Annotated in this window: 12 protein-coding genes; 1 reads left to right on the forward strand and 11 read right to left on the reverse strand. The window is 46.3% G+C overall.

The genetic code is table 11. From position 1 onward, the window contains the following. Positions 1–54 precede the first annotated feature (54 nt). The 9 genes from MKY92_RS19965 to MKY92_RS20005 all read right to left on the reverse strand — a co-directional run bounded on the left by MKY92_RS19965 (position 55) and on the right by MKY92_RS20005 (position 11,019). Entirely contained in the window at positions 55–537 is a 483-nt protein-coding gene (locus MKY92_RS19965) for a GNAT family N-acetyltransferase (protein WP_339297396.1), read from the reverse strand. Positions 538–797: 260 nt separating this feature from the next. Continuing rightward, positions 798–2,033 carry an OFA family MFS transporter gene (locus tag MKY92_RS19970; protein ID WP_339301853.1) on the reverse strand — a complete coding sequence of 412 codons (1,236 nt, stop codon included), beginning with the start codon at positions 2,031–2,033 and terminating at the stop codon, positions 798–800. A 180-nt stretch (positions 2,034–2,213) separates the two neighbouring features. Further along, a complete protein-coding gene (locus MKY92_RS19975; protein ID WP_339297397.1) occupies positions 2,214–3,014 on the reverse strand; it encodes a LytTR family DNA-binding domain-containing protein in 801 nt (266 codons plus the stop codon). Positions 3,015–3,024: 10 nt separating this feature from the next. Beyond that, positions 3,025–4,677, reverse strand: a complete 1,653-nt coding sequence (locus tag MKY92_RS19980; RefSeq protein ID WP_339301855.1) for a sensor histidine kinase — start codon at positions 4,675–4,677, stop codon at positions 3,025–3,027. A gap of 942 nt (positions 4,678–5,619) precedes the next feature. Next, positions 5,620–5,907, reverse strand: a complete 288-nt coding sequence (locus tag MKY92_RS19985) for a stage VI sporulation protein F (protein ID WP_036614589.1) — start codon at positions 5,905–5,907, stop codon at positions 5,620–5,622. 115 nt (positions 5,908–6,022) lie between these two features. Further along, positions 6,023–8,068, reverse strand: a complete 2,046-nt coding sequence (gene recG, locus MKY92_RS19990) for an ATP-dependent DNA helicase RecG (protein ID WP_339297398.1) — start codon at positions 8,066–8,068, stop codon at positions 6,023–6,025. Between the two features lie 10 nt (positions 8,069–8,078). Then, positions 8,079–8,942, reverse strand: a complete 864-nt coding sequence (locus MKY92_RS19995) for a DegV family protein (protein WP_339297399.1) — start codon at positions 8,940–8,942, stop codon at positions 8,079–8,081. 28 nt (positions 8,943–8,970) lie between these two features. Further along, a complete protein-coding gene (locus tag MKY92_RS20000; protein ID WP_339297400.1) occupies positions 8,971–10,782 on the reverse strand; it encodes a DAK2 domain-containing protein in 1,812 nt (603 codons plus the stop codon). Positions 10,783–10,866: 84 nt separating this feature from the next. Continuing rightward, complete coding sequence (locus MKY92_RS20005; RefSeq protein ID WP_339297401.1) at positions 10,867–11,019, reverse strand: hypothetical protein; 153 nt, start codon at positions 11,017–11,019, stop codon at positions 10,867–10,869. Positions 11,020–11,420: 401 nt separating this feature from the next. Between MKY92_RS20005 and rpmB the strand changes: the two genes are divergently transcribed. Beyond that, positions 11,421–11,609, forward strand: coding sequence for a 50S ribosomal protein L28 (gene rpmB / locus MKY92_RS20010; RefSeq protein WP_017687459.1), 189 nt, complete (start codon positions 11,421–11,423; stop codon positions 11,607–11,609). Positions 11,610–11,803: 194 nt separating this feature from the next. Here rpmB and spoVM read toward each other — a convergent pair whose 3' ends face one another. Continuing rightward, a complete protein-coding gene (gene spoVM / locus MKY92_RS20015) occupies positions 11,804–11,884 on the reverse strand; it encodes a stage V sporulation protein SpoVM (protein WP_019424875.1) in 81 nt (26 codons plus the stop codon). Between the two features lie 167 nt (positions 11,885–12,051). Continuing rightward, entirely contained in the window at positions 12,052–12,303 is a 252-nt protein-coding gene (locus tag MKY92_RS20020) for a hypothetical protein (protein WP_221825304.1), read from the reverse strand. Positions 12,304–12,305: the final 2 nt, after the last annotated feature.

Genomic DNA, 12,305 nt, shown 5'->3' on the forward strand with positions numbered 1-12,305 from the left:
TCTCCTCCACATCTCTATATAAGAAAGCATCTGATTACCCTCAGAACAGTTCCTTTATTGCTTCATTTGAAGATTTAACTCCAAAATCTCACCAGGAAGACCATCGTAATCGCCTGTCCAGGTGGATACAAAGTTCTGTCTGGTCAAAATCCGGCGGGAAGCAGCGTTAGCCGGATCGATAACTGCATAGAGTGATCCAATTCCTGCGGCTTGTGCCTGGATAATCAACCGGGACGCTATAGATGTGCCTTGGCCTTTGCCCCAATGTTCAGGCAGGATCATGTAACCTATCTCAGCCCTGGTCGGGTCCTCCTGATCTGGAATCAATTTGGCATACGCCACACCGGCACCATCTTCACTAAATACCCGGTAATGTCCGCAAGTGGAACGCTCATTAAACTCCAGCATAGACTCGAATTGCGTTCTCGCCTCTTGCTCAGGTACTGCACGTTCTGTAATCTGTTTCATCACTTCCATATTGGAAACCAACGCATAATAATCATCAAAATCAGGTTGTGTGTATTTAATGAACTTCATGATATGCCTCCTCTGGGGTACATAACTTATCTTGGTCTTGTTGAATTCACCTAGAGTATAACAGATGCGAATGATGGAATGCACACAAGGCAACACGCTTGCAAGCAGCCAGATGATCCGATAGGCCAACAAGTCAGCAATCTGACCACTGTAGGTACCAAAAAGCGGCCTCAACTGGAGACCGCTTTGTTTACTTTATTTTTTAATTTGCTTTTTAAGATGAAGAAATATTCTCTGTACCGTACTTCCCGTGCATGTTGTTAGCTTGCCCGTGATGAAGGGTTAAGGTTCATCTGTTTTTCACGCTGACGTGCACGACGACCTTGACCCGGAGGGGTAATGATCAGTGCCAGCAGTAATGAAACAGCGCAGAGTACAGCAATTACGATGAAGGTTAGATGGAATCCGCCCAGCAGGGCGCTGATGAATGATCCAGCCAAAGCACCAAATCCAAATCCCTGATAGATGACACCATAGTTTTTGCTCTGATTCTTCAGTCCGAAGTAATCGGCCACAATCGCCGGGAATACTGTAATGTTACCGCCGAAGCAGAATGCAACGGCCGCGACACAGGCGAAGAAAATCCCGAAGGTCAGTGGAACCAGACTAAGTGTCATGACAGCTACGGCTGTAACCAGCAGCGCACCAGCGATGACTTTCATTCGTCCTACTTTATCCGACAGCGCACCGAGAATAATACGTCCTGCCGTGTTAAAGATTGCAACCATGGCCACTGCGTTTGCAGCGGTAGCTACATCAAGTCCAGCGAGCTGTACACCGATATCTTTGACAATACCGATCAGATACAGGCCACTCATACACGCCGTGAAGAAAATAACAAACAGCATGTACGCTTCTTTTGTACGCAGCATCTCTTTGACCGTGTAGTCATGACGTGCTACGACTTGTTTGGATCCTTCCTTGCTTGCCGGAGCCTGTTCACGAACAACCGCTTCACGAATCAGGAATGATCCCGCAACGACCAGAGCCAGAACGATAATGCCCCAGTACATAAATGCCTGAGCAGGACCGACGGCACCAATCAATGCCGAGTTCACATATTTGAACAATAAACTACCGGTACCAAAGGCGCCGACCGAGATCCCCGAGATCAGACCTTTGCGCTCCGGGAACCATTTGATCAGATTAGACAGTGACGTAATGTACGCCGTACCATCTGCAAAACCAACAACAAATCCAGCCAAAATGTACAGCAGTGTTAACGAGGTGACTTGAGAACTCAGAATCAGACCCAGCCCAAGCACAACCCCGGCTACACGGATCAGGCGCTGAAGACCCCAACGTTCCTGCAACCGTCCTGCAAATAATGTGGCAAATGCCAAAGCAAAACTGGTAATTGAAAAAGTTATCGCGACCGAGCTGACGTCCCATCCGAAACGATCAGACAACGGTTGATTAAATAAACTCCAAGTATAGATGGTTCCAAGACCCATTTGTACAATGATGGTCCCCAAAACAATAAGCCAGCGGTTCATTTTTGTAGGTGCAGATGTTGATTCAGGTGTTGATGAAACGGATGAAATGGTTGCTTTCATCGTGATCTCCCCTTTGCCGATGTCATATACATGAATGCGTTCACAAGCTAATCATACATGAAAGGGGATTCATCACACCGTTTTGAGCATGAGTTGCATCAGATGCGGAATGAAATGCTTCTAGATGCGCATGAGTTGCCTGAATTCTTTGACCTTCCCACGACTCACGGGCACTTCAGCTTCCAAATCGCGCAGACGGAGCAGATACGTATTGTTAAACCAAGGTACAATTTCACGAATTTGCGACAGATTTACGACGTACGAACGGTGGCAGCGAAAGAACGTATCCTGTGGCAGACGGCTGTGAAAATCCGATATGCTCACTGGCATGGTGAACTCCCCATTTTTGGTATATACCTTCGTCACTTTCTCTTGCGCTTCCGCATAGTAGATATCTGCCGTATCCGTAACAATAATATTGTCATTCCGCAGCAGATTAATTCTTCTGTCTGTATGGGAATTCGTATCTCGTTCTCGTAACAGATCTCCCTGTGTAGCAGATCCGTCCACCAGAGTAGCTGGTCCATCCTCAACATGTTGCTCCACCGGCGCATGATCACGTTTGAATGCGAGCTCCAGTTTATGGAGCATTGCAGCAATTCGTTTCTCGTCATACGGCTTCAGAATATAATCAAACGCCTCCAACTCAAAAGCTTCTGCTGCATGTTCCTTGTACGCCGTAGTAAATACAATATAGGGTTTAATTGCAAACTTCCCAATATGATGGGCCAGCATCATGCCATCCAGCGAGGGAATATTAATATCGAGGAAAATGACGTCAATTTCTTGTTCCTGCAAAAACTTCAGTACATCCAGCCCGTCTTCAAGGCGATCCACCACCTCAATCTGACTATGTTCCTGGATTAAATAATTCAATTCCTCACTTGCCAGAATCTCGTCTTCCACAATAAGAGCTCTCATTGATCCATCATCACCTTGTTACGACATCTCCTTTGGGCACATCAAATAAAATATCGGTTCCTTGTTCCAGCCTAGTAATGGTTACACCTTGTCCGTAGATAAGCTTGACCCGGCGATGCACATTATATAGCCCGATCTGGTTACCAGGCATACGGTCATGGTAGACACGTTCAATAATATCTGCACTGATGCCTGCTCCTGTATCACTGACACTGATTCGTACAAACTCCGGATAATCCTGTACCCGAATTCGAACAGTCCCAGGTCCTTTGACCTTGAGAATGCCATGAATAATTGCATTTTCGACGAGCGGTTGGATAACAAGACTCGGAATATGCACCGCGACCTCATCAATGTCATAGATCACGTTAAGCCGACTACCAAAGCGAGCTTTCTCAATCTCTACATAATTACGGACCTGCTCCAGTTCCTTATGAATATCAATTAACTCATCCGACAGCTCCAGATTGTAGCGCATATACCCGGATAGGTTCACAATCAGCTCCCGCGCACGATCTGGTTTGGTTCGGATGGACGATGCAATCGCATTTAGCGCATTAAACAGAAAATGAGGATGAATGGTCGTCTGTAAGGCACGGAGCTCTGCTTTGTTCGCAGCAGCCTTGATCTCTTCTACCCGTGATACCTCCATCTGGGTCGAGATGATCTGCGACAGACCTACAGCCATCGTTTGTAATGGATACGTAATTTTGTACGCTTTGCGATAATAGATTTTGAGCGCACCTGTGATGTCTCCTCGTTCTTTGAGCGGAATGATTAACAACGAGTGGATATCGGGTGTTTTTTCATCAATCACATCATTGCTGATCGTAATCTCCCCGCTGGATATCGTCTTCTTTGTCATCTCACTAATAATCTCATTACCAATATGATATCGTTCCTCACCAAATCCTACGTAAGCCAGTACATTCCGGGTATCCGTAATCGCAACCGCATCAGCCTGGATATCCTCCTGAATAATTCGGCAGATCTTGCGCAGAGACTCCTCATCAATCGAACGGAAATACGGCAAGGTTTTGTTTGCAATCTCCAGCGCCAGCTTCGCCTGACGAGCTGCAATCATTTCCTTTTCCCCTTCAACACTCTGCACCAAGAGCACAATCAGCCCAATGTTGACTTCACCCAGAATCATAGGCAGCGCAATCTGCGAGACAATATCGGCACCCAGTGGATCGGGATAGGAAAATAGCAGGATTAATAACATCGTGAGCGCTTCACAGATCATTCCGGCACCAATACCGATAATCCATCGCTTAGGCTTGGGCGTGTATTTATGTATATATCCAGATACCAGACCTGCCAGGATACTTGTGATCAGACAAGGTATAGCTGTGACTCCATCCATATCAATCAAATATCGATGCACCCCAGATATAATACCCGTAATAATACCCACAGGCGCTCCGAACAAAATACCACCCGATAACACGGCGATGATCCGCACGTTCACCAGTGAACCTTCAACATTAATGCCCGTATATGTCCCGAAAATGGCAAAAGCACAGAATAACAAGGTAACCGCAATATATTCCTGCCACCTTAATTTCCCCTTTTGTAGAATCTGCCTAAACCTTGGCACCCTCGAAAGAAAGAATAAAAATATAATCAACAGCGCCGCCCGTTCAAATAAACCCAGCAGCATCGTAAACATTTCCAATCGTACTTCCTCCACATCTGTTTGAAAAATAAAATGCATACCGACACAGCCACGCCTTTTTTGACGTAAAATCCAGGACATTAGTCCATAAAGCTCGTATGCAACAGTTTACCGCTCCACCTGAAGGAAAGCAAAGTCCATCTTGTGAAAATGCATCAACAAGACTGCACCAAGCACACCATAGTTCATCCCTTAACTTCTATGAAAATCTGCGACTCCAGAAAAACCTATGTTATAATTAGTTGTCATGTTATTCCAATTATTGAGTGAAATTAATTACAGAAAGGTGTTCATGCATGCTTGCAATTCTACTTTTAGGTTTGCTTCTGCTTTTTAGTTTTCTATGGCTTACCCTGTATGTTGTCTCCAGACGATCCAGAAACCCTGATCACTCAACAGGACTTGTCCTGCAAATTATTGTATTTATCTCAATCCTGGTCTTACTTGTGCAAGACTACATACTCAAAGAATCCCCTTCCAATAGCATTATCATTGTAGTTTTAATCATAACTTTAATCATCATCAGCTCTTTTTCTGATCAAAGTAAGAGTGCAGCGGATGAAAATACATAAACACAATTTAAAGCCCAACTAAAACCTTCTTCATCCCTACCTCCACCAAAAAAAGGGGGTGTTCCATCATGTCATCTGCATGACTTAATGGAACACCCCACACACTAAAATTACTTCATAAATATTCGATGTAATTTGGTTTTTTATAAAATGAACTCCAGCTACACAGTAACGGAGAGTGCAGAACCAATCTGGAGAAGCGAAGCGCTCGCCTTTATCCCCGGACTTTACCCTTTGAAAGGATAATTCAAAAAAATTCGGGGATAACAGCGATCGGAAGATGGTACTGCACTCGTAGTGGCCACGTATAGCACCCAGTAGTTCATTTTATCCCACCCAACATTACATCCAAACCCTACCTAAACATCCCCCACAGCTTAATCAAATGAAACGTATTGTTCGGATCAATCTTCTGCGCGAGTACAAACGCAACAAATTGCTCCTCCTGCGCCGGAGAGAAATTCTCATTCATAATGACAGCTGAAGACTTGACCAACCTTCTGACCTTGGCCTTATCTTGCAGATCAGACTTGGTTACGCCATCAATCAACTTTTTGATACGCTCTTTGACAGCGGGATTTTTCATCTTTAATTTGATCCGCTCCACCAGCTGCGGACTAATTCCATATTGTTGATAACCCAAAACGTATAGCACCTCCCATAAGAATGAACTCACTTCTTATTCATATGTCGGGAGGGCTTGTACACTTGTCTTTTTTTACAAAGGTAATACGAAAAACTCGTTATTATGGCAAGCTTTAGTCAATCAGATCACCCTTGAATACTTGCTGTTGCTGCAGGAAATCACGCAGAGGTGCATAGTCCATAGAGGTCCAGAAGGTCGCATCCTCAATTAAATGGGTCACGTCATCTCTGGCTTGTTCGAGCACAGCAAAATCGGCAACCATGTCGGCAAGACGGAACTCGGGCAATCCGCTCTGTTTGGTACCAAAGAAATCACCCGGCCCCCGGAGATCCAGGTCACGCCGGGATACCTCGAATCCATCCTCCGTTTCCGTCATAACCTTCATACGTTCCTGTCCGACCTCCGTCTTGGGATCAGCAATGAGTACACAATAGGAAGCATGCGCACCACGACCGACCCGACCACGAAGCTGATGCAACTGGGAGAGACCGAAGCGGTCCGCGTCCATAATGACCATCAACGTGGCATTTGGCACATCGACCCCGACCTCGACAACGGTGGTGGAGACAAGCAACTGAATATCATTGCTGTAGAAGTCTCGCATCATCTCTTCTTTCTCCGCGGCTGTCATCCGTCCATGCAACAGACCTACACGATATTTTGGAAAGTTCTGCTGCATCTGCACATGCAGATCAATGGCATTCTGCACATCCAGCTTCTCCGACTCTTCAATGAGCGGACAGATTAGATAAGCCTGACGCCCCTGTTCCACTTCTCTGGAGATAAACCCGAGCACCCGCTCCATCATATCGTGTTTAACCCAATACGTGGAGATGGGAATCCGTCCTTTCGGACGCTCCGAGATCGTGGATACCTCAATATCCCCAAAAGCGGTAATGGCCAGTGTACGCGGAATAGGCGTTGCCGTCATTGTTAACACATCCGGATTATATCCTTTGCGTCGTAAAACGCTGCGCTGATTCACCCCGAAGCGATGCTGCTCGTCCGTCACCACAAGACCCAGATCACGGAAGAAAACATCTTCCTGAATCAGGGCGTGTGTACCCACCACGATATCAATCATGCCCATTTGCAACGAGGCGATCAGATCTTTACGTTTACGCCCATTTACACTGCCCGTTAACAGCCCTACGGTTACCCCAAACGGTTCAAACAGCTTTTGCAGTGAACGCATATGCTGCTCCGCCAGAATCTCCGTAGGCACCATCAGAGCCCCTTGGAACCCAGATCGAACAGTCGTGTATAGTGCAATTGCCGCAATAACCGTTTTACCCGATCCTACATCACCCTGCAATAACCGATTCATTGCATAGGGCGAACGCATATCATGCAGAATTTCAAGCTCCACCTTTTTCTGAGCATCTGTTAATTCAAAAGGTAAACTGCGAACAAACTCACGAATCGTCGTATTGTCCGTGGTATGCACTACACCATCCATGCGATTCCGGTTGAGCGCGCGATACGCCTGCATTTTCAACTGGAACAGAAACAGCTCTTCATACACCATCCGCTGTCTGGCCTGTTGACCTTCCCGGTTGTCCTGTGGACGATGAATTCCAGCAATCGCTTGTTTACGAGGCATCAAGCTGTATTTCTTCATCAAGGACTGAGGCAGAATCTCAGGAATCATATCTCCGAATTGGATTAATCCCTGATTGATCGTTTTCCGCATCCATTGTTGCGTCAGCTTGCCGGTTACCGAGTATACAGGTTGCAGTGTACCTGAACGCCCATCCCCTTTATCGGGGAACTCCGAGTCAGTGACCGTCATCTGCATACGTTTTTGTTCCCATTTCCCTGTGATCACAATCTCCCGATTGGGCGTAAGCTGCTCTTTGAGGAAATGGCGATTAAACCACGTTGCTGTAATCATCCACTCTTCCGTCATGATCTTACAGGTCAGACGGGACTTTTTACCGTATCGTTGTAATACAGGAATACCCATCACCTGTCCCTGGACCGTAATCTTGTCCCCATCCTTCACTTCACTAAGTGAACGCAGACGATAATCCTCGTAACGGAACGGATAGTACTCAAGCAGATCTTTAACAGTAGAGATGCCAAAGGCGTGAAGCTCTCCCTCTTTGAGAGCACTCACGCCGTTAATTTGCTTAACTGATATTTCTTCCAATTTCATGTCTAATCCCTCATTCCGGAACAGGCCACATAAAGATCGCAATGACACCCGGTCCAACATGACTGCCTATTACGGCTCCAATATTGGTATAGATCACTTCATTCAGTGTAAAATGACCCCGCAGCTGCTCTGCACAAGCGATCGCTGATCCCGGGTCAGCGGTATGACCTACCGCCAGGTTAACCCGTTTGCCTGCAAGATCCTTCTGGAACAGCTCAATAATGCGTGCCATTGCTTTTTTATGACCTCTGACTTTCTCAACTGCGTAGATAACGCCTTCTTCATCAATAGACAGGATTGGCTTAATGTTAAGCAACGTTCCCAAAATGGCTGAAGCTTTGCCAATCCGACCACCTTTTTGCAGATACTCAAGGGTATCCACGAGAAAGAACAATTTGCGAGATTGTTGCATCCCTTCAATGGCAGTAGTGATTTCGACTGCTGACTTACCCTTTTCGGCAAGTTCAGCAGCCTGTACTACCATTAGACCGTATCCATACGATGCTGACTTCGAATCCAGCACGGTGATGTCACCCTCACGCTCCAGCAAAGACTTGCCAAGCATGGCCGATTGGTAGGTACCACTCATGCCGGATGACAGGTGGATCGATACAATCGGGCGTTCCGGGTTCTCATCAAGAAGTGTTTGGTACACATTCATGAAGTCAGTTGGAGATGGCTGTGAAGTTGTAGGCAACACAGATACCTTCTTCAACTTTTCGTAGAACTGTTCCGAAGTCAGATCAACGCCATCTGCATATGTTTCTTCCCCGAACAGTACACGCAGCGGAACAATGTGAATCCCGTATTTGCGAATGAGTTCTTCAGGAATATCTGCCGTACTGTCTGTTACTATCGCAACCTTGTGGCTCATGACTCTCCTCCTCTTCGCTAGAGTGCTATTAGGACTCTACGGAGAACAGATAATAATACACAGGCTGTCCTCCAAGATGTACCTCTACCTCAGCATCAGGATACTGTACTTCAAGCCATGCAGCGAGGGCAGCAGTAACCTCAGGGTCAGCTTCGTCCCCTTCAAGGATTGTCACCACTTCATCTCCACTCTCCATCATCTGTTTGAGCAGACCTTCACATGCTTGAAGCATGGTTTCATCCGTCGCTACAATTTTGGAGTTATGAATACCGATATAGTGCCCTGCCTTGATATCCAGTTCATCATATTGCGTATCACGAACCGCATGAGTCACTTGACCGGACTGAACCCGGCTAATGGCCTCCAACATTTGATCACGGTTTGTTTCCACAGACTCATCTTCCTGGAAAGCAAAGGCAGCAGCCATCCCCTGTGGAATGGTTTTGCTTGGAATAACCGTAACCCGGCGCTCATCTTCAAGCAGTTCACGAGCCTGCTCCGCAGCCAGTACAATATTCGAGTTATTCGGGAGTATAAACACCTGCTCCGCAGAAATGGAACGAACGGCTTTTACAAAATCCTCAGTACTCGGATTCATCGTCTGTCCACCGGACAGAACGACATCAACGCCAAGACTTTGGAAGATCTCTGCTATACCGTCACCGGAGGATACCGCAATAAAACCATACGGTGCCATCTCATCTGCAGGAAGCACAGCCTCTTCCATACTGCGCGCTGCCTCAGGTGGAATCTCTGCAAACAATTCAGGTGATGGAGCAATGTCCATGCCTGCTGTGAGGAGATCCCGATGCTGTTCACGCATATTGAGAATATGAATCTGTGTAATCTCACCATAATGCAGCGCCAGGTTTAATACATCGCCTGGTGTCTTGGAATGGACATGAACTTTGATGACTTCATCATCGGCAATAATAATGATCGAATCTCCATTAACTGACAACGCTTTCCGGAATGCTTCGTCATCAAATGCCACTCCTGCGTTCTCTCCAAGCTCACGGTTAATGAAAAATTCCATATCATAAAGGAACTCAATATCTTCCGTTTCCAATCTCGCCTGAGCAGACAATGGCATCTCCGGTGCAATCACCTGCTGCTGTGCAGGCTTCTTGATATCCACTTCTGTCGGTGCAGCCGGTTTCAAAGCAGGTGCTGCCAAGGATGGGGTTACTTCTTTGTTCAGCGAAGTACGACTCACTCCGTCACTTTGCAGCAATACTTCCATAAAGCCCTCGTAGATATATACAAGCCCCTGACCACCTGAATCCACAACACCCACCTGTTTCAGTACAGGCAGTAATTCCGGAGTCATTGCCAGTGCTTCTTTTGCTTTTAACAAAACTTCATTCATTAATTCAGTAATATCATTCGTCCGTCTTGCGTAGTAGTTGGCATGTTTCGCCGCTTCCTTGGCTACGGTAAGAATGGTCCCTTCAACGGGCTTTACGACTGCTTTGTAAGCTGCGTCAACACCGTTCTGCAGGGCTGCTGCAAATTGGAGCGTATTCAGTTCCTCATAGGGAGCAGCTGAACGGCTAAAACCACGGAACAATTGCGACAGAATAACTCCTGAATTCCCCCGTGCGCCCATAAGCAGGCCTTTCGATAGAATACCGGCAGCTTCGCCGATGGAGGCAGAACTTTTTCTTTTAATCTCTGCGACTCCTGCACTCATTGTCAAATTCATGTTCGTTCCCGTGTCACCATCCGGCACAGGGAAAACATTCAGGGAATTGACGTGCTCTGCATGCTGTCCAAGTTGTTCCGCTCCGGCAAGTACCATTGCGGTGAAATCTGTTCCATTTAAAGAACGTATACTCAAGTGAGAATTCCCCTTCCTAGCTTGATACACGAACACCTTGCACCAAGATGTGTCTGGTCTGTTCATGCGCTAACGCGGACTGCGTTATTCTTCGTCCATACCTTGTCCGGCACAGGCATTACAATACAACATGTCAGCCGGATTAACGGTCTGGGCGGCCGGGCTACCAATATCCTGCACTCTCTGCACCCCTAACTTCGGGGCATACGGATATGCACCGGTATCAAGAGCCGACATGAATGCCGCATGGAGACTGGTGCCAATGATGGAATGCCGCAGCTCACAGCGTTGCCAAAAAGCAGACCACCGACCTCTATGTACGGTTTATTCTCCGACTTCCTCGCGGCAACAGCCTGTTCACCACTGTATTATGGACTACTCAACATTGTACTATATTAGACAGGAGAAATAAATAAAGTTTTTGGATCAGTTGACGAAGCTTTTTTAATTATGATATTATATTCAAGTATTGTTTTATGCAGGTTAAGTAATGGAAATGATCCGGTTCATGCCGGCTTAAACAACGCCATTAGCTACTGAAACCTGATCTTCATGATCAGGAAGAACAATTTAGCCCTTATGGAATGACTTTTCGTTTCTGAAGGCAACTGGTTATTTTAGGATAGGAGGTGTAATCTATGTCTCGCAAATGTTATGTGACAGGTAAGAAACCGGGCACCGGTAACCACGTATCCCACGCTAACAACCGTAACCGTCGTACTTGGGGCGTAAACGTTCAGAAGGTCCGCATTCTCGTTGACGGCAAACCAAAACGTGTATACGTAAGCACCCGTGCACTGAAAGCCGGTAAAGTGACTCGCGTATAATCACGCAAAGCTACTATAAATCGGGTAAGCAAAAAGCACCTTGTTCCTTGCAGGTGCTTTTTTGGTATTCAAAAAAAGGATTCTTGAATACGCTCATTAACATGTGAATGGCCGCCGCATGGCGCTTCGCAGGTACGAATTCCAGATAAGCCTGAGCCAAAGCGGCGGTATTCCCTGTTACCTTATCAATCGGATCAGTTCTTTTGAAACGTATTAAGTATCGCCTTTACAAACCCTCCCAAAAACTTCGGCAGTTTGAATGTGTAAAATTTCATAATTCACCCTCCCCATCATGCTCATGCGTCCGCCGTATCCTATGCTTCAGGCCTTCTTTACCTCAAACACGACAAAAAAGGCTACATGAGAAACCTGCTCATGTAACCATATTTATGCGGAACCTTCGATCCCTATTCCACAATGACAAGCCCGAAGATCAGTTCATTTACGTTTGGGAAGGAATATATTGATAGACAGCGATCATGAAAACACTCAGTACATAATACAGTATGCTGAATATGACAAAAGTAACCCGATGTCCGGTACGATCAAATTTGCGGAAATACATAATAACAACGCCTACCCCGATTAATGACGTAATGGCATTAAACGGGGATTGAATAACCGCAAACAAAGCAAGCACAAGTCCCGTCACGAGACTCGCAGCCATCGTCCACAGTGTCTCCTTGAAGGTCATAG

The organism is Paenibacillus sp. FSL R5-0623 (assembly GCF_037974265.1).
Classification (GTDB): Bacteria; Bacillota; Bacilli; order Paenibacillales; family Paenibacillaceae; genus Paenibacillus.

Bases quoted from the DNA above. Each gene is read 5' to 3' on its own strand.
- MKY92_RS20020 (WP_221825304.1), bottom strand. From the start codon at position 12,303: ATGACCTTCAAGGAGACACTGTGGACGATGGCTGCGAGTCTCGTGACG.
- MKY92_RS19980 (WP_339301855.1), bottom strand. From the start codon at position 4,677: ATGCTGCTGGGTTTATTTGAACGGGCGGCGCTGTTGATTATATTTTTA.
- recG (WP_339297398.1), bottom strand. From the start codon at position 8,068: ATGAAATTGGAAGAAATATCAGTTAAGCAAATTAACGGCGTGAGTGCT.
- MKY92_RS19975 (WP_339297397.1), bottom strand. From the start codon at position 3,014: ATGAGAGCTCTTATTGTGGAAGACGAGATTCTGGCAAGTGAGGAATTG.
- MKY92_RS19995 (WP_339297399.1), bottom strand. From the start codon at position 8,942: ATGAGCCACAAGGTTGCGATAGTAACAGACAGTACGGCAGATATTCCT.
- rpmB (WP_017687459.1), top strand. From the start codon at position 11,421: ATGTCTCGCAAATGTTATGTGACAGGTAAGAAACCGGGCACCGGTAAC.
- MKY92_RS20005 (WP_339297401.1), bottom strand. From the start codon at position 11,019: ATGTCGGCTCTTGATACCGGTGCATATCCGTATGCCCCGAAGTTAGGG.
- spoVM (WP_019424875.1), bottom strand. From the start codon at position 11,884: ATGAAATTTTACACATTCAAACTGCCGAAGTTTTTGGGAGGGTTTGTA.
- MKY92_RS19965 (WP_339297396.1), bottom strand. From the start codon at position 537: ATGAAGTTCATTAAATACACACAACCTGATTTTGATGATTATTATGCG.
- MKY92_RS19970 (WP_339301853.1), bottom strand. From the start codon at position 2,033: ATGAACCGCTGGCTTATTGTTTTGGGGACCATCATTGTACAAATGGGT.